Below are 15,866 nucleotides of genomic sequence, written 5' to 3'. Positions count from 1 at the left end.
GTACCATATAGGATGTAAGGTTTGGGGGGAGAAAAAAATGAAGTTTGCTGTTCTTTTTATTACGATAGCCTGTCTGTTATCAGGATGCGCCGCGGGCAAAGAGAAAAGCGCTGTCGCTTTCGGTGACAGCAATACGCGCGGTTCCAATTGGGATTATCGTGATTATCCAAAGGCGCAGCAGTGGGTAAACATGTTAAAAACAACGGAACGCGGCCGTCTTACGGTTATAAATGCGGGAATAGGCGGTCAGACGACTGAGGATGCGCGCCTGCGATTTCAAAGCGACGTGCTTGACCGGAAGCCTCAATATTTATTTATCATGTTCGGAACAAATGATGCGGGCATTTTGACGGGACATCAGCCGCGAGTATCAAAGAAACGGTTTGAAGAAAACCTGACTTATTTTGTAAACGAAAGCCGAAAGCACCGCATAAAGCCGATTTTAATGACGTGCATCCCAGTTATAGAAGGAAACGGAACACATCATCTCTATTACTATTCAAGATATAAAGCTTCAGCCTTTAAAGAAAAAGGCGGAGCGAGAAAATGGCATAATTCCTATAACGGCATTACAAGGCAGGTTGCAAAAGACTTAAAAGTGCCTCTGGTGGATAATTGGAAACACTTTATACGCGCGGACGGCGGCAAAGATACAGACCGGGCGCTCATTCAGTCCGGACTGATAGATCCTTCCGGAAATCACATGACGCCAAAAGGGGCCAGAATCTTACTTGAAGGCATAAAAAATGGGCGGATTTTGGAGCGCTGACGCCGTCAGCTGCCTAAGCCGTTTTGCCCGTGCATCATAGGCTGTAGAAAAACATCTTTTTGGAGGCGATTTGCTATGAACCGCGATTTCCCTCCGCCATATCCTGTATGCCCGCCTCCTCGGGTGAATGCGGGGTACTGGTACGCATTTTTTGTTGTGCTGCTCGTCGTTTTTCTCGTTCTGGGCGGCCTGTATTGGTTCAAAATTTAACAGCCGTCCTCTTAAACACCTCTGTAAGGGGTGTTTTTTGTTGAAAGTGGTAGTAAAGCGTATAACCGAAGTGATATAATATCAGTCATCTGAGTAAAAAAAGGAAATTCGCCCGGAAAATTTTTCTGTTTAAGAAGAAACGGAAATAATGTGTCCGAGCGATCTTCTTTTGATTTCGTTTTCAATTAACTCGATAAATTCACGGCTCAAATTCATTTCATTGGCTTTGAAATAAGATTCTATTAGTAATTCATCAGAAAGCTTTCTCATGCCGGGGACCCAATTAATGGGAGTGGCACCTCCTTAACAATTGTAATCAATCATCAGACGCGAGCATATGATGGAAGGTTGCGTTTCAATCATGGTGAGGTTATCTTTAATCTACCATGAAATACAAATAAGAACAATCGTTCTGTTATCCACACTCATAAGTGGATAACTTGTTAGTATCTTGTTTATAATCTGGATAAATCCGGATGTAATAAGAGTGGATAATGTGTGTAATTTTATCCACAACTGGTGAAGAAACCCAATTTTTGTCGAAATTTTTTTGCTGAGTCCGACTTTGTTTTTAAATCCGACAGGTTTCGACATATAGATGATAGAAAGAAAAAGGGAAGGGTGCGGGTTTTGTTAAAAAAGTTTTTTTTACCTGACGAATTTGTGAAAAATATATTTCATATCACACCGGAAAAGCTCAAGGAGCGCAATGTGAAAGGGATTATTACAGACCTTGACAATACGCTTGTGGAATGGGACAGACCGAGTGCGACACCTCGATTAATCGAGTGGTTTGAAGAAATGAAGGAGCACGGCATTAAAGTCACGATCGTCTCCAATAATAATGAACGAAGAGTGAAATTATTCTCGGAGCCGCTTGGCATACCGTTTATTTATAAGGCAAGAAAACCGATGGGACGCGCCTTTAAAAGAGCCGTCAGCAGCATGGATCTGAAAAAAGAAGACTGTGTGGTCATCGGCGATCAGCTGCTTACTGATGTTCTCGGCGGAAACAGACACGGGTATCATACGATCCTCGTCGTGCCGGTCGCTTCCTCTGACGGGGTTATGACGCGCTTTAACCGCCGGATTGAACGGAGAATATTGAGTTCTTTGAAACGTAAAGGCCATATTCAGTGGGAGGATTAGAAATGGAAAAGGTTGTTTGCATCGGCTGCGGAGTAACGATCCAGACCGAGGATAAACAAGGTCTCGGGTATGCGCCGAAGGCATCGCTCACAAAAGAGAATGTCATCTGCCAGCGCTGCTTCAGACTGAAAAACTACAATGAAATTCAAGATGTTTCATTAACGGACGATGACTTTTTAAATATCTTGCACACAATCGGCGATACTGACTCTCTTATTGTCAAAGTCGTTGATATTTTTGATTTTAACGGAAGCTGGATAAACGGACTGAACCGCTTTGTCGGCGGAAATCCGATCATTCTTGTCGGCAATAAGGCTGATATCCTTCCCAAATCCGTAAAACGGGAACGGCTCGTTCAATGGATGAAACGCGAAGCGAAAGAATACGGCTTAAAACCTCTTGATGTCTTTTTAATCAGCGCTTCACGCGGACAAGGGATGAAAGAAGTCATTGACGCCATTGAACATTACCGCGAAGGCCGCGATGTGTATGTGGTGGGCTGTACGAATGTCGGCAAATCAACGTTTATCAACCGGATTATTAAAGAGGTCTCAGGGGAAGAGAATATCATTACCACCTCTCAATTTCCGGGCACGACGCTTGATGCAATTGAAATCCCGCTTGATGACGGGTCCGCGCTTTATGATACTCCGGGAATCATTAACCATCACCAGATGGCGCATTACGTGGACAAGCGTGACTTAAAGGTGCTGACACCGAAAAAAGAACTGAAGCCGCGCACTTTCCAGCTGAATGAGAAACAAACGCTTTACTTCGGCGGGCTTGCCCGGTTTGATTATGTTTCAGGCGATAAATCGGCGTTTGTCTGCTATATGCCGAATGAATTGATGATTCACAGAACAAAGCTTGAAAATGCTGACGCCTTATACGAAAAGCATGCGGGTGAACTGCTCACCCCGCCCGGGAAAGATCATTTGGATGAATTTCCGGAGCTTACGGCTCACACGTTTACGATTAAAGAAGGAAAGACGGATATCGTTTTTTCCGGTCTCGGATGGGTCACGGTGCAGCAAGCAGATAAAAAAATAACGGCATACGCTCCGAAAGGCGTACACGTATTTGTCCGCCGTTCATTAATATAGAGAGAAGGGGAGAGGGAGCATGAAACAATTGTACGGAGTAATCGGAAATCCGATCGGGCATTCAATGTCACCCGATATTCATAACGCGGCTTTGAAAGATAAGAACATCAACGGGCAGTATTTTGCGTTTCAGGTGGAACCTCACAACCTCAAGGACGCCGTTAACGGAATTAAAGCACTGGGCATCTGCGGAATTAACGTTACAGTCCCGCATAAAGTCGCGATCATGGAGCATCTGGATGAAATACATGAAAGCGCAAAAGTACTCGGAGCCGTAAATACCGTCAAAAGAGAGGGAGACAGGCTCATCGGGTATAATACTGACGGAGATGGATTTTATAAATCCTTAGTCAAAGTTTTGGACAAACCGATATCAGAGCTCTCCATTCTAATGATAGGAGCGGGAGGGGCGGCAAGAGCGATTTTTACGACGATCGTCCGCAAAGAGCCGAAACAGTTTGACGTTTGCAACCGCACGCCGGAAAAAGCAGAAAGTCTGATTGCGGCCGCTCCCTCTTTTCAGCAGAAACGCGCTCTTACATTAGAAGAAGCTGAAAATCAGCTTGAGCAATATGACGTCATTATTCATACAACATCTGTCGGCATGTATCCGAACACGGATGCCGTGCCGCTCTCACTGGAACGGGCCAAAGCGGGCGCCATCGTTTGTGATATCGTATACAACCCGATTCAAACGGCGTTATTAAAAGAAGCCGAAAAAAGAGGTTTGACTACCCTTGACGGCATCGGCATGTTTGTAGAACAGGCCGCACTGTCCTTCAAGCTGTGGACGGAACAGGAGCCTGACAGCGGCCTGATGAGAGCAATTGTTGAAGGAAAACTAGGAGGAACACAATGTTAACAGGAAAACAAAAACGTTTTTTGCGTTCAAAAGCGCATCATTTAACGCCTATTTTTCAAGTGGGAAAGGGCGGAGTCAACGAAAACATGGTGAAACAGATTGCCGAGGCTTTAGAGGCAAGAGAGCTGATTAAAGTCAGTGTGCTTCAAAACTGCGAAGACGATAAAAACGATGTCGCAGAAGCCCTTGTGAAAGGCAGCCGTTCACAATTGGTGCAGACGATCGGAAATACGATCGTATTGTATAAGGAATCAAAGGAAAATAAACAAATCGAGCTTCCGTAAGGTGGTTGACATGAAGAAAATCGGAATATTCGGGGGCACATTTGACCCTCCGCATAACGGTCATCTTCTGATGGCTAATGAAGTCCTTCATCAGGCGGAGCTCGATGAGATTTGGTTTATGCCGAATAAAATTCCCCCGCATAAGCAGAATGAAGACTTTACCGACAGCCGGCACCGGGTTGAGATGCTGAAGCTTGCCATCAGCTCAAATCCCGGTTTTAAGCTTGAGCTGGCGGAAATGGAGCGGAAAGGTCCTTCTTATACCTATGATACTGTCCGTTTACTGAAGGAGCGGCACCCGAACGACAAGCTTTTCTTTATTATCGGGGCGGATATGATTGAATATCTGCCAAAATGGTACAAACTGGACGAACTGCTTACACTCATTCAATTTATCGGAGTGCGGCGCCCGGGGTATCATATTGAGACCCCGTATCCGCTGCTTTTTGCTGACGTTCCGGAATTTGATGTTTCGTCAACGATGCTGAGAGAACGTCTCAAAGCAAAAAAAACGACGCAATACTTAATGCCGGATAAAGTGAGGCAGTATATAGAGGAGAATGATTTATATGAATCGTGAGGAAGCACTTGCCTGCGTCAAAGAACAGCTGACCGAGCATCGCTACATCCACACAATCGGCGTGACAGATACGGCGGTTATTCTCGCAGGCCGGTTCGGAGCAGATCCAAAAAAAGCGGAAATGGCGGCTATTTTTCATGATTACGCCAAATTCCGGCCGAAAGAAGAAATGAAGCAGATCATCGTGCGGGAAAAAATGCCGGCTGAGCTTTTGGATTACAATGCCGAGCTGTGGCATGCTCCTGCGGGGGCGTATCTGGCTGAGAAGGAAGCGGGGATCACTGACCCCGAGATCTTAGACGCGATCCGCTATCACACGTCAGGGCGTCCCGGTATGACCCTTTTAGACAAAGTCATTTACGTGGCGGATTACATTGAACCCGGCCGCCATTTCCCCGGAGTGGAAGATGTGCGCCGCCTGGCAGAAAAGGATCTGAACGAAGCGCTTATACAAGCGCTGAAAAATACAATGATATTTCTGATGAAAAAAAACCAGCCGGTCTTCCCGGAGACATTTGCAACCTATAACTGGCTGGTGTCTCAAAATTGACAGGAGGAATATGGAAATGGATCAAGCTTCCGTATTAAAAATCGCAGCAAAAGCATGCGACGATAAACGTGCAGAGGATATTTTAGCGCTCGACATGGAAGGAATCTCACTTGTAGCGGATTACTTTTTAATCTGCCACGGGAATTCTGATAAACAGGTTCAGGCAATTGCACGTGAAATTAAAGATCAGGCAGAAGAAAACGGCATTGATGTCAAAAAGATGGAAGGGTTTGATGAGGCCCGTTGGATTTTAGTTGATCTCGGCGATGTCATTGTTCACGTTTTCCATAAAGATGAAAGAAGCTACTACAATCTTGAAAAGCTATGGGGCGACGCGCCGCTCGCAGAGCTTGAACTCGGCTTGAACTCATGATTTACCAAGGCTTCGCCGGCGTATATGACGAGTTAATGTCCCATGCGCCGTATGATGAATGGGCGGGCTGGATCGAAGCCTCTCTTCCGGAAAAGGGAAGGGTGCTTGATCTTGCCTGCGGAACCGGAGAAATATCCATCAGGCTTGCCGAAAAAGGCTGCGAAGTCACGGGGATTGATTTGAGTGAAGACATGCTGAGCTGTGCCCAGCAGAAAAAAACGGGAAAGCCGATTCTTTTTCTCCAGCAGGATATGAGGGAGCTTTCCGGTTTTGAAGAACAGTTTGATGCCGTAGTCATCTGCTGTGATTCCCTCAATTACTTAAAAACGAAAAATGATGTCTTGAGCACCTTCAAAAGTGTTTTTCAAGTTTTGAAGGAGGGCGGCCTGCTTCTGTTTGACGTCCATTCCCCATATAAAATGACGGAGCTTTTTCCGGACAGCACCCATGCGGACCAGGATGAGCAGATCAGCTATATTTGGCAAAGCTTTGCCGGCGATGAAGAGCTTTCTGTCATCCATGATATGTCCTTTTTCGTATGGAACGGACAAACTTATGACCGCTATGACGAGACGCATGAGCAAAAAACATTTTACATTGAAGAATATGAACAAATGCTTGCAGAGACAGGATTTGAACTGAAGAAAGTGACGGCTGATTTTACAGACCGGCCTCCTTCAACAGAGTCCGAGCGTCTTTTCTTTACGGCAGGCAAACCAAAAACCATCGTTTAAACAAAACGATGGTTTTTAAAATGCATTTTTGCCGATTGGCGCGTTATAGCGTTTTATGGCATACTCATTTACACGTGAAATTGCTTCTTCACTAAAGATATATCTTCATCGTATTTGTCATGTGTACGCTGAAAGACACGGTTGAACATATCCTGTACACCGCTTTCAAGCGCCTTCAGTCCTTCTCCGGTGACGCCGCCTTTTACGCATACTTTTTCCTGCAAGGCGGGAAGGGTGTAATGCCCTGTTTCCAGAAGCTTTCCGAGACCGACAAGCATTTCCGTCGACATAATTACGGCTTCTTCTTTGGTAATGTCCGTTTCTTCCACTGCCGCGTCAATAAAACGCTGAACGAGATAACTCATAAAAGCAGGGCCGCAGCTGACAATGTCTGACGCCGCCCTTGTTATGCCGCTGTTGATTTCTACAGGCTTTGAAATATGAGTGATCAGCGTTTGGATATCCGCTTTTGCAGCCTCACTGCAGCTATTGCCGAATGTAACAAGCGAGACGCCGGCAAAGGCGCGGTTTGTGATGCTCGGAATGACACGGGCCGTCTGGCACGGAACCATATGTTCAATCTGTTCCGTTTGAACAGGGCTGGTAATGGAGATTAAAATGTGATCTTTTCGTAAATGAGGTGTGAGCTTCTTCAGCAAAGGATATATATCCAGCGGTTTTACACAAATGAATATCATTTCATTTTCCTGTACGAGCTTTTCCTGATCCTCGGTGACTTGGATGCCGCTGAAACGCTCTTTTAGTTTTAATGCTTTTTCGATTGTTCTGTTTGTGATGGTGATATGTGAGGGATCGGCAGCGTTTGATTCAATTAACGATTCAATCAGGATCGTTCCCATGTTTCCGGTGCCGATAAAGCCTATTTTCAATGAATTCCCCTCCTTTTCCCTTAATCCTCTAAACCTTATGCGGGGAGGCAATGCAATATGACGAAAGCAATGATGACGGAGCAGATGCGGCGGAACCTGAAAATTCTGGGTGTTTGTCTTGCGGCAGGAGCGATTTTTATCTGCATTTGGCTGTTTCGTCCTGAAAAAGAAGAACCGGTCAAACAGCAGTCCGTGCTCGGCCAAACAGCCTCAGCATCCGGCACGGACAAAACAGACACCGCAGACGATAAGATTATGATTGATATGAAAGGCGCGGTCCGAAATCCCGGCGTGTATGAAATGAAGGCGGGAGACAGAGTGACACAAGCCATTGAGAAAGCCGGCGGCCTGAAGGAAAAGGCAGATGAACTGAATGTTAATTTAGCAGAGCAGCTGCAAGATGGGACGGTCGTTTATATTCCGAGTAAAGGCGAAGAGGAGAATCGCCCGAAAACTGCAGCAGGTGAAAAGGAAGATGCCCCTGTCAATATCAATACGGCAACTCTGGACGAACTTCAGGCGATTTCCGGTGTGGGACAGAAAAAAGCGGAAGCGATTATCGCCTACCGGGAAGAAAACGGACGTTTTCAGACTGCTGAAGATTTGATGAATGTATCAGGTTTTGGAGAAAAGTCATTTGAGCGGATAAAAACTTCCATTACGGTAAAGTGAATTGACGGCTTTGCTCAAAACTATGTAAACTTAGAAAAGCAACAAGACTTTTGGAGGGAACACTTGTGGAACGAATCTCATGGAATCAATATTTTATGGCGCAAAGTCATTTGCTGGCGCTGAGAAGCACATGTCCGAGACTGTCAGTCGGAGCAACCGTTGTCAGAGACAAGCGGATGATTGCCGGCGGGTACAACGGTTCAATTGCCGGCGGCGTCCATTGTGCTGATGAAGGATGTCTTTTAATAGATAATCACTGCCAGCGGACCATACATGCGGAAATGAATGCAATTCTGCAATGTTCTAAGTTCGGTGTGCCGACTGAGGGCGCCGAAATTTATGTGACGCATTATCCTTGTATTCAATGCTGTAAATCAATTATTCAGGCGGGCATCAAAACGGTCTATTATGCCGAAGATTACAAAACCCAGCCATACGCAAAAGAGCTGTTCACCCAAGCCGGAGTCAAGGTGGAGCAGGTTGAACTTGATGAAATGATCATTGATCTGAAAAACCGCGAAAAATTGTCTTTTGTAGCCGGTCTGATTCAGCAATTATCTGATGCGGGAGTTAAGGCGGAGGAACTGAAAAAAATTCATGAACAGGCCAATGAGCTGTTTACCAGTTACGTATAAATGAAATATAAATACCTTCTTCTGCCTCTGGCGGCGGTTTCTGCAACCGCAGGAATTGCCGCCGCAAATTTCTTCTGGGTTCTATTCTTTTTCCTTCTTTATCTTCTCTTTATTTTTGTGAAAACAAAGCAGTACACACCGTTTATCGTCAGCCTCATATTTTTTTGTCTTTATTTCTTTCTGTATACGGTTTATGACGCTGCGAATGTATCCCGGTATCAGGCCGGGAGCTATACTGAACAGGCCGTCATCACAAATATTCCGAAGGTTGACGGGGCGAAAATGTCAGCCGTTATCCGAACTCATGACAAAGAAAAATGGGCCGCTTCATACAAAATCCGGTCTCTTGAAGAAAAAGGTCTCATTGAACAGCTGGAACCGGGGATGCGCTGCGTGTTTACCGGCTCTTTGGAACAGCCCGGACATGCGACGTCTCCCGGAGGTTTTGATTATAAGGAATATCTTAATTCTCAGCATATTCACTGGTTATTTTCCGTGACTTCCATTCAGCAGTGTAAAAAATCCGGCATGCCGCTGTATAAACTGCTGAACATCAGAAAGAATTTGATTTCGATCATTCAAAATCACGTGCCTGAATCCTCTGCCGGAATTGTCGAAGCGCTGACCTTGGGTGAAAGATTTTCTATAGAGGACGATATACTGAACGCTTATCAAAATCTGGGAGTCGTTCACTTAATGGCCATTTCCGGAATGCATGTCGGCCTGATTACGGCGGGAATATTTTATGTTCTGATCAGAATCGGGCTGACAAGAGAAAAGGCGGGGATTTTACTGCTGTTTTTTTTACCGGTGTATACGCTGTTAAGCGGTGCGGCCCCATCCGTATTGCGCGCATCCCTCATGCTGGGATTTTATATCGCCGGAACTCTTTTTAAACGCAGTATTCATTCTTCGGCTGCATTGTCCGTGTCTTATCTGCTGCTCCTGCTGCTTAATCCTTACCTCCTTTGGCAGGCGGGCTTCCAGCTTTCTTTTGCGGTAAGCGCCGCTTTAATTCTGTCATCCTCCATTTTAAAGAAAGCAGGGAAAAGAAGACTTGCCGGGCTTGCGATGGCCTCATTCATTGCGGAGCTCAGTTCGCTTCCGTTTCTTCTCTATCATTTTCAGCAGATTTCGCTTGTCAGTTTTCCGATGAATATGGTGATGGTGCCTTTTTATACGTTATTTGTCATTCCGTTTTCGGTCATCGGTTTCCTTCTTCTCTTACTTTCAAGGCAGATGGGGGAATGTTTGTTTTATATGTTTGACCTTGTGATGAGGCCTGTGCATGATTTCATGACATATGCGGCATCCGTTGATTTATTTACAATGATTGTGTCAAAGCCTGACTTTCTTTCCCTTCTTCTGCTTGCGGTTTCCGTGTTTACGCTTTTTGCAGCTTTGGAAAAGGGAGGTTTTTTGAAACTCAGGAAATCGCCTCTTTTTTTCTGCGCGGTTTTGGTTTATTTAATGTTCCGTCCTTATTTCAGTCCATGGGGAGAAGCGGATATGCTTGATATCGGGCAGGGAGACTCGCTGTTTATAAGTGCGCCGCACCGCAAAGGAACCGTAATGGTTGATACAGGGGGAGTGGTGGCTTATCCGGAAGAATCATGGAAAGAAAAACGCCACCCGTATTCTATCGGTGAGAAGGTTTTGATTCCGTTTTTGAACGGAAAAGGGGTGAAAAAGCTGGATGCGCTGATTTTAACCCATGCGGATCAGGATCATATCGGGGAAGCCGGAGTATTAATCAAAAAACATAGAGTCAAACGGTTGATTGTTCCCATGGGATTCGTGAAGGAACCGAAGGATCAGGACATATTGAAGATGGCGAAAGAAAACAACATTCCCGTTGCCGAAGCAAAGCGGGGCGACACCATTACAGCCGGTAATCTTCAATTTCAGGTGCTGTCCCCGGAGTCATCTGACGGAAAGAGTAAAAATGATTCGTCACTGGTGCTTTGGACGGTTTTAGGCGGAGTGAGCTGGCTTTTGACGGGAGATTTAGAATCGGACGGCGAAACGGAAGTGCTGAAAGCGTATCCGAATCTGAAGGCTGATATATTGAAGGCCGGTCATCACGGGAGCAAAAGCTCTACGAGTGAAGCTTTTTTGAAACAGCTTCAGCCGGAAGCAGCACTGATTTCAGCAGGTGAAGATAATCGTTACCATCATCCGCATGAAGAGGTGCTGGATCGTTTGAAAGCGTACTCTGTCAATGTACTTCGCACCGATCTCAGCGGAACGATTCAATACAGATTTAAAAAAGGCGCCGGAACGTTTTCTGTCTTTCCTCCATATGATATAGAAGAAACCAGGGCGCAGGAAGTAAAAAAGACTGCCGATTGACAGCAGCCCGGAATGCGGCTAAGAGCCGATAAGATGGATGGCTGTTGCCATCACAAACAAAAAGGCGAAAAATCCGAAGGACACGACAAAACCGACAGCTGAGTCAACAGCATCATTTCGTTTGCTTTGAACGTTTTTTTCAAAATCATTCAATTTCATCCCTCCTGACTTCCCTAAGTATACTGGAATTGTTTTGAAAAATCTAGAAGTGATGGTAACGTTTTCTGTTCTTGTGATTATCGCCTTTTTACAAGCAGCCCCGGGAGCTTGTGAATCAGGCGTTTATTATAAATGAGGAAGCTGTCCTTTTTAAAGCTTCCTCTTTACTATTTGCCTGACTCAATTTAGGATAGAAGGGGATCAAGAAAGAGAGGAAGTCATACGATCATGGTATTTGATGTTTGGAAAGCCCTGAAAAAAGGGGATGTCCGCTCCGTTTATTGTTTATACGGAAAAGAAACGTATCTTCTCCAAGAGACTGTCAGCCGGATCAGACAAGCTGTCGTTGATGAGGGGACAAAAGATTTTAACCTGTCTGTTTTTGATCTTGAAGAGGATCCGCTTGACCAGGCGATAACCGATGCGGAAACGTTTCCGTTTATGGGGGAGAAGCGGCTGGTCATTGTAAAAAACCCGTCTTTTTTAACAGGGGAAAAAAAGAAAGAAAAAATAGAGCACAATACAGGCGCTCTTGAGACTTATCTGAAGGAGCCTGCGCCTTATACGGTTTTTGTGATTGTGGCTCCGTATGAGAAGCTGGATGAGCGGAAAAAACTGACGAAGGCGCTGAAGCAGCAAGCTCTGATGATTGAAGCGAAGGAGCTGAATGCAAAGGAGACGACTGACTTTACGATTAATCTGGCAAAATCCGAAAATAAAACGATCGACGCAGAAGCTGCCGAGCATTTGGTTCTGCTTGCAAACGGCCACCTGTCCTCCATATACCAGGAAATACAAAAACTCTCCGCATACACCGGAGACAGACATGAGATTACGCTTGAAGATGTCCGGGAGCTTGTCGCGAGAAGTTTGGAGCAGAATATTTTTGAGCTGATCAACAAAATCGTGAACCGAAAACGGACGGAAAGCCTTCAAATATTTTATGATCTTTTAAAACAAAACGAAGAACCGATCAAAATTATGGCGCTGATCGCCAACCAGTTCCGTCTCATTATGCAGACGAAGTATTTTGCCGGACAAGGATACGGTCAAAAGCAAATCGCATCCAATTTAAAGGTTCACCCTTTCCGGGTAAAGCTGGCGATGGACCAGGCGAGGCTTTTTTCAGAAGAAGAGCTCAGACGTATTATAGAGAAACTCGCAGTGATGGATTACGAAATGAAAACCGGGAAAAAGGACAAGCAGCTCTTGCTGGAGCTCTTTCTTCTTGAACTTCTCCGGACCGAATGAAAAAAACGATCCCCGTTACCAGGGATCGTTTTTGTATTATGCAGAAAGTCCGTTCACTTGTTTCGCAAGTCTAGATTTGTATCGAGCTGCGGCATTTTTGTGTACAAGACCTGTTTTCACTGCTTTATCAATGCGTTTCGCTGCTTCAGAAAGAGCAGTTTTCGCTTTATCCGCTTCGTTGTTGGCAACAGAAGCTTCTACTTGTTTGATTGCAGTACGCATAGCAGATTTGATTGTCGCGTTATGAGCGCGGCGTTCGTTGTTTGTTTTTGTACGTTTAATCGCTGATTTAATGTTTGGCATGTGTTTCACCTCCTAAGATACAACCTGTAGCACAGTGTCTTAAGGTTAAATCTTCTTCACAATAGAACAAATTGTATTCTATCAAACAGAACTTTAGATTGCAATATAAATGTAAAGTATTTTTCGTTGATGGGTAAATTCGCATGATTCGTTTTACAAATGGCCACACTATGTACCACGATGATTGAAGGAGGTCTTCCCCGTGAAAAACAACGAACTGGATGTCAATCAATTTCTGATCCGGACGGATTTAGCGGTAGAAACAAAACAGGCGGTAAAAGACGGACAAGCCGGTCAGAAAAAAGAAATAAACGGGTTTATTGAAAAAGAACGCGACAAGGGCGGCATTAAAGTCAGAACTGTGGATATTACAAAAGAAGGCGCCGAGCTATCGGGCAAAAAGCAGGGGCGCTATGTCACGATCGAAGCGCAGGGTGTGAGGGAGCACGACTCTGAAATGCAGGAAAAAGTAACGGAAGTGTTTGCCGAGGAATTTTCCGCCTATCTGTCGGCATTAAACATTCCAAAGGATGCAAGCTGTTTGATCGTCGGTCTCGGCAACTGGAATGTGACGCCGGATGCACTCGGCCCTCTCGTGACCGAAAATCTGCTTGTGACGCGGCATTTGTTCAGGCTTCAGCCGGAAAATGTGCAGGAAGGGTACAGGCCGGTCAGCGCGCTTGCTCCCGGAGTGATGGGATTAACGGGAATTGAAACGAGCGATATTATTCAAGGCGTGATCAAAGAATCGAAGCCGGATTTTGTGATTGCTGTAGATGCCCTTGCGGCAAGAGCCGTTGAAAGGGTGAACACGACCATCCAATTTTCTGATACGGGCATTCACCCGGGATCAGGCGTCGGCAATAAGAGAAAAGAATTAAGCAAAGAGACGCTCGGCATCCCAGTCATCGCAATCGGTGTCCCGACTGTCGTTGATGCGGTTACGATCGCAAGCGATACAGTGGACTACATATTAAAGCATTTCGGCAGAGAAATGAAAGATGACAGCCCGTCGAGGTCTTTGGTGCCCGCCGGAATGAACTTCGGTAAAAAGAAGGTGCTCACAGATGAAGATCTTCCCGGAGAAAAAGAGCGCCAATCTTTTTTAGGCATTGTCGGGACGCTGGACGAAAATGAAAAACGCCAGCTGATTCATGAAGTCCTTTCTCCGCTCGGCCATAATCTGATGGTCACGCCGAAGGAGATTGACACCTTTATTGATGATATGGCGAACGTGCTAGCAAACGGGCTAAACACCGCCCTTCATGAAAAGGTCTCACAAGATAACAAAGGTTCTTATAATCATTAAAATGGTTCTACCTCCTCTAGCTTGTTCATAGAGTAATTACTAGACAAGCGCTGGAGGGATTCAAATCATGAGAAAAAAACGCAGAAACCGTCAAATTGTCATTGCAGTAAACGGTGGAAATGCGCTCAAGGGCATGTTTTTGTTTATGACAAGCCTTATCGTTATTTTCGTATTATCCGGTGTGCTCACATCGCTTCGCCCTGAACTGAGGCTTTCTTCCGATTCTCTTCACGGAATTGCCGGAGAGCTTCCGGGTGACGCGTTTGCACACCTCCTTGGCATGGAAAATCATTATTTCGCATCAGAGCTTCCTGAAAAAGACTCATTTCAGCTGTCACGGCTTTCCTTAAAACTGGCGACAAGCATTAATCTGGAAGACCCGCGGAGCTTCTTGGGACGCGAGCTGCCGGGATTCGCCCAATACGATACGGAGATCCTGTTGGCGGGGCAGGGGACGGATTATACGAATATGCCGGCTGAATCTCCGCCGCCGTCAAAGGTGATGGAAAAAGAAAAAGAAGTGAATCTTGCAGAAATCGAAAACAAAACGAAAAAAGAAGAAACGGCGCCGCCGAAGCATTCGACCGGCAGCAAAAAAGTCGTCTTTATTTATCACACTCACAATACCGAATCCTATCTCCCTCTGTTAAAAGGGGAAACAAATCCGGATAACGCCCGCCATTCGAAGGCCAATGTCACGCTTGTCGGAGATATGTTCGGAAAAGCGCTGGAAGCGCAAGGCGTAGGAGCGGATGTAGATAAAACCGACATTCAGGGCCGCCTGAACAAAGACGGTTTAAATTATGCGCGAAGCTATGACGAATCAAGACCGGTTGTAAAAAGCGCGCTCGCCAAAAATAAAAATCTGCAATATACCATAGATATTCACCGGGATTCCCGCCGCAAGAAAAATACGACAGCTGATATTAAAGGAAAAAGCTATGCCAGAGTCGCCATCGTCGTCGGCAAAAAAAGCGCCAATTTTGAAGAAAACTATAAGCTCGCAAGTGAACTTCATAAGCTCATGGAGAAAAAATACCCCGGCTTAAGCGTCGGTGTTTTATCAAAAGGCTCTCCGGGAGATAATGGAGTATACAACCAGGATTTAAACGACCGGTCGCTTCTGCTGGAATTCGGAGGCGTGGATAACAACCTTGAAGAACTGAGACGCGCATCCGAAGCCGTAGCCGATGTATTCAGCGAACTGTACTGGGATGCTGAAAAAGTCAGCTCGCAATCAGGAGAGAAGAAAAAACAATAGAAATCAGGTGATGCAAATGATCCGATTTACCGGCAAATGCCTGCTGATCGCCATCGTCATGTTTGTCGGCGTTTTGTTCGGCATGCAGCAGGCAAACAGCGGGATGCTTGATATGAAAGGATACAAAGACCCCTCCTTAAAAGGTGCATTCACGCTTGGCGGCGGAGAGGGGCAGGAAAAAGAGGCATCCATTTTGGGCCAAACCGTTACGGCGAAAGATCTGGAAGAAAAACAAAAACAGCTGGAACAGGCGGAAACCTTCAACCTGTTTTCAAAAGCCGGGGAAACCCTTTCAAATACCGTGACGGACTCGGCTCAGGCGATGTACGAGTGGGTTTCGAAACTGAACCGATAGCATTTTAAGGAGAAAAGCGGACGATTCCAAATAGGAAGCTTTTCTCTTTCTTGTTTTAATTGAAT

20 protein-coding genes and 2 pseudogenes are annotated in these 15,866 nt (G+C 45.5%); 18 read left to right on the top strand and 4 right to left on the bottom strand.

Annotated features, from left to right (window positions below; genetic code table 11):
- The first annotated feature begins 37 nt into the window (after positions 1-37).
- Both AC1DN5_RS08470 and AC1DN5_RS08465 read left to right on the top strand, forming a co-directional pair.
- The gene (locus tag AC1DN5_RS08470) at positions 38-769 is read left to right on the top strand and encodes an SGNH/GDSL hydrolase family protein (protein WP_366969152.1); all 732 of its coding nucleotides are present in this window, start codon (positions 38-40) and stop codon (positions 767-769) included.
- A gap of 75 nt (positions 770-844) precedes the next feature.
- The gene (locus tag AC1DN5_RS08465; protein WP_366969153.1) at positions 845-979 is read left to right on the top strand and encodes a hypothetical protein; all 135 of its coding nucleotides are present in this window, start codon (positions 845-847) and stop codon (positions 977-979) included.
- A gap of 129 nt (positions 980-1,108) precedes the next feature.
- On the opposite strand, the gene sda is transcribed toward AC1DN5_RS08465, so the two are convergent.
- Positions 1,109-1,249 carry a sporulation histidine kinase inhibitor Sda gene (gene sda / locus AC1DN5_RS08460; RefSeq protein WP_003152850.1) on the bottom strand — a complete coding sequence of 47 codons (141 nt, stop codon included), beginning with the start codon at positions 1,247-1,249 and terminating at the stop codon, positions 1,109-1,111.
- A 360-nt stretch (positions 1,250-1,609) separates the two neighbouring features.
- Between sda and AC1DN5_RS08455 the strand changes: the two genes are divergently transcribed.
- From AC1DN5_RS08455 to AC1DN5_RS08420, 8 genes are read left to right on the top strand one after another with little or no spacing between them, the layout of a single operon-like run.
- Positions 1,610-2,128, top strand: coding sequence for a YqeG family HAD IIIA-type phosphatase (locus tag AC1DN5_RS08455; RefSeq protein ID WP_014470710.1), 519 nt, complete (start codon positions 1,610-1,612; stop codon positions 2,126-2,128).
- Between the two features lie 2 nt (positions 2,129-2,130).
- On the top strand, positions 2,131-3,231 hold the full coding sequence (gene yqeH, locus AC1DN5_RS08450; protein ID WP_016938887.1) for a ribosome biogenesis GTPase YqeH: 1,101 nt from the start codon (positions 2,131-2,133) through the stop codon (positions 3,229-3,231).
- A gap of 19 nt (positions 3,232-3,250) precedes the next feature.
- Positions 3,251-4,093: a shikimate dehydrogenase gene (gene aroE / locus AC1DN5_RS08445; RefSeq protein ID WP_016938888.1), complete on the top strand. Its 843-nt coding sequence runs from the start codon at positions 3,251-3,253 to the stop codon at positions 4,091-4,093.
- Entirely contained in the window at positions 4,087-4,377 is a 291-nt protein-coding gene (gene yhbY, locus AC1DN5_RS08440; protein ID WP_003152858.1) for a ribosome assembly RNA-binding protein YhbY, read from the top strand. The genes aroE and yhbY overlap by 7 nt, the downstream gene beginning before the upstream one ends.
- 10 nt (positions 4,378-4,387) lie before the next feature.
- Positions 4,388-4,957, top strand: a complete 570-nt coding sequence (locus AC1DN5_RS08435) for a nicotinate-nucleotide adenylyltransferase (RefSeq protein ID WP_016938889.1) — start codon at positions 4,388-4,390, stop codon at positions 4,955-4,957.
- Positions 4,947-5,507: a bis(5'-nucleosyl)-tetraphosphatase (symmetrical) YqeK gene (gene yqeK, locus AC1DN5_RS08430; RefSeq protein ID WP_016938890.1), complete on the top strand. Its 561-nt coding sequence runs from the start codon at positions 4,947-4,949 to the stop codon at positions 5,505-5,507. Before AC1DN5_RS08435 ends, yqeK begins: the two co-directional genes overlap by 11 nt.
- A gap of 16 nt (positions 5,508-5,523) precedes the next feature.
- Positions 5,524-5,880, top strand: a complete 357-nt coding sequence (gene rsfS, locus AC1DN5_RS08425) for a ribosome silencing factor (RefSeq protein WP_016938891.1) — start codon at positions 5,524-5,526, stop codon at positions 5,878-5,880.
- Complete coding sequence (locus tag AC1DN5_RS08420) at positions 5,877-6,614, top strand: class I SAM-dependent DNA methyltransferase (protein ID WP_016938892.1); 738 nt, start codon at positions 5,877-5,879, stop codon at positions 6,612-6,614. Before rsfS ends, AC1DN5_RS08420 begins: the two co-directional genes overlap by 4 nt.
- A 68-nt stretch (positions 6,615-6,682) precedes the next feature.
- Here AC1DN5_RS08420 and comER read toward each other — a convergent pair whose 3' ends face one another.
- Entirely contained in the window at positions 6,683-7,504 is an 822-nt protein-coding gene (gene comER, locus AC1DN5_RS08415) for a late competence protein ComER (protein ID WP_016938893.1), read from the bottom strand.
- 57 nt (positions 7,505-7,561) lie between these two features.
- Here comER and AC1DN5_RS08410 point away from each other — a divergent pair, with 57 nt between their 5' ends.
- The 3 genes from AC1DN5_RS08410 to AC1DN5_RS08400 all read left to right on the top strand — a co-directional run bounded on the left by AC1DN5_RS08410 (position 7,562) and on the right by AC1DN5_RS08400 (position 11,163).
- Positions 7,562-8,176: a helix-hairpin-helix domain-containing protein gene (locus tag AC1DN5_RS08410; protein ID WP_327815217.1), complete on the top strand. Its 615-nt coding sequence runs from the start codon at positions 7,562-7,564 to the stop codon at positions 8,174-8,176.
- A 65-nt stretch (positions 8,177-8,241) separates the two neighbouring features.
- Entirely contained in the window at positions 8,242-8,811 is a 570-nt protein-coding gene (locus tag AC1DN5_RS08405; protein WP_047475594.1) for a ComE operon protein 2, read from the top strand.
- Positions 8,812-11,163 carry a DNA internalization-related competence protein ComEC/Rec2 gene (locus AC1DN5_RS08400; protein WP_366969154.1) on the top strand — a complete coding sequence of 784 codons (2,352 nt, stop codon included), beginning with the start codon at positions 8,812-8,814 and terminating at the stop codon, positions 11,161-11,163.
- A gap of 18 nt (positions 11,164-11,181) precedes the next feature.
- Here AC1DN5_RS08400 and AC1DN5_RS08395 read toward each other — a convergent pair whose 3' ends face one another.
- Positions 11,182-11,316 carry a YqzM family protein gene (locus AC1DN5_RS08395; RefSeq protein ID WP_003152870.1) on the bottom strand — a complete coding sequence of 45 codons (135 nt, stop codon included), beginning with the start codon at positions 11,314-11,316 and terminating at the stop codon, positions 11,182-11,184.
- A 40-nt stretch (positions 11,317-11,356) separates the two neighbouring features.
- Here AC1DN5_RS08395 and AC1DN5_RS08390 point away from each other — a divergent pair.
- Positions 11,357-11,511 (top strand): annotated as a pseudogene (locus tag AC1DN5_RS08390) (hypothetical protein).
- A 39-nt stretch (positions 11,512-11,550) separates the two neighbouring features.
- Positions 11,551-12,592 (top strand): annotated as a pseudogene (gene holA / locus AC1DN5_RS08385) (DNA polymerase III subunit delta); the annotation flags it as partial.
- Between the two features lie 17 nt (positions 12,593-12,609).
- On the opposite strand, the gene rpsT reads toward holA, so the two are convergent.
- Positions 12,610-12,876, bottom strand: coding sequence for a 30S ribosomal protein S20 (rpsT, locus tag AC1DN5_RS08380; protein WP_003152876.1), 267 nt, complete (start codon positions 12,874-12,876; stop codon positions 12,610-12,612).
- A 202-nt stretch (positions 12,877-13,078) separates the two neighbouring features.
- Between rpsT and gpr the strand changes: the two genes are divergently transcribed.
- The 3 genes from gpr to AC1DN5_RS08365 all read left to right on the top strand — a co-directional run bounded on the left by gpr (position 13,079) and on the right by AC1DN5_RS08365 (position 15,801).
- Entirely contained in the window at positions 13,079-14,185 is a 1,107-nt protein-coding gene (gpr, locus tag AC1DN5_RS08375; protein WP_095241591.1) for a GPR endopeptidase, read from the top strand.
- Between the two features lie 67 nt (positions 14,186-14,252).
- Positions 14,253-15,446 (top strand): stage II sporulation protein P, encoded by a 1,194-nt coding sequence (gene spoIIP, locus AC1DN5_RS08370; protein WP_049627047.1) that lies wholly within the window; start codon positions 14,253-14,255, stop codon positions 15,444-15,446.
- Between the two features lie 16 nt (positions 15,447-15,462).
- On the top strand, positions 15,463-15,801 hold the full coding sequence (locus AC1DN5_RS08365; RefSeq protein ID WP_003152882.1) for a YqxA family protein: 339 nt from the start codon (positions 15,463-15,465) through the stop codon (positions 15,799-15,801).
- Positions 15,802-15,866: the final 65 nt, after the last annotated feature.

Source organism: Bacillus sp. 01N42_2 (assembly GCF_056399565.1).
Note: the sequence above shows the minus strand (reverse complement) of the source record. Positions and strands in the feature narration are given on the sequence as shown.

Bases quoted from the DNA above. Each gene is read 5' to 3' on its own strand.
- AC1DN5_RS08470 (WP_366969152.1), top strand. From the start codon at position 38: ATGAAGTTTGCTGTTCTTTTTATTACGATAGCCTGTCTGTTATCAGGA.
- AC1DN5_RS08465 (WP_366969153.1), top strand. From the start codon at position 845: ATGAACCGCGATTTCCCTCCGCCATATCCTGTATGCCCGCCTCCTCGG.
- sda (WP_003152850.1), bottom strand. From the start codon at position 1,249: ATGAGAAAGCTTTCTGATGAATTACTAATAGAATCTTATTTCAAAGCC.
- yqeH (WP_016938887.1), top strand. From the start codon at position 2,131: ATGGAAAAGGTTGTTTGCATCGGCTGCGGAGTAACGATCCAGACCGAG.
- aroE (WP_016938888.1), top strand. From the start codon at position 3,251: ATGAAACAATTGTACGGAGTAATCGGAAATCCGATCGGGCATTCAATG.
- yhbY (WP_003152858.1), top strand. From the start codon at position 4,087: ATGTTAACAGGAAAACAAAAACGTTTTTTGCGTTCAAAAGCGCATCAT.
- AC1DN5_RS08435 (WP_016938889.1), top strand. From the start codon at position 4,388: ATGAAGAAAATCGGAATATTCGGGGGCACATTTGACCCTCCGCATAAC.
- yqeK (WP_016938890.1), top strand. From the start codon at position 4,947: ATGAATCGTGAGGAAGCACTTGCCTGCGTCAAAGAACAGCTGACCGAG.
- rsfS (WP_016938891.1), top strand. From the start codon at position 5,524: ATGGATCAAGCTTCCGTATTAAAAATCGCAGCAAAAGCATGCGACGAT.
- AC1DN5_RS08420 (WP_016938892.1), top strand. From the start codon at position 5,877: ATGATTTACCAAGGCTTCGCCGGCGTATATGACGAGTTAATGTCCCAT.
- AC1DN5_RS08410 (WP_327815217.1), top strand. From the start codon at position 7,562: ATGACGAAAGCAATGATGACGGAGCAGATGCGGCGGAACCTGAAAATT.
- AC1DN5_RS08400 (WP_366969154.1), top strand. From the start codon at position 8,812: ATGAAATATAAATACCTTCTTCTGCCTCTGGCGGCGGTTTCTGCAACC.
- rpsT (WP_003152876.1), bottom strand. From the start codon at position 12,876: ATGCCAAACATTAAATCAGCGATTAAACGTACAAAAACAAACAACGAA.
- spoIIP (WP_049627047.1), top strand. From the start codon at position 14,253: ATGAGAAAAAAACGCAGAAACCGTCAAATTGTCATTGCAGTAAACGGT.
- AC1DN5_RS08365 (WP_003152882.1), top strand. From the start codon at position 15,463: ATGATCCGATTTACCGGCAAATGCCTGCTGATCGCCATCGTCATGTTT.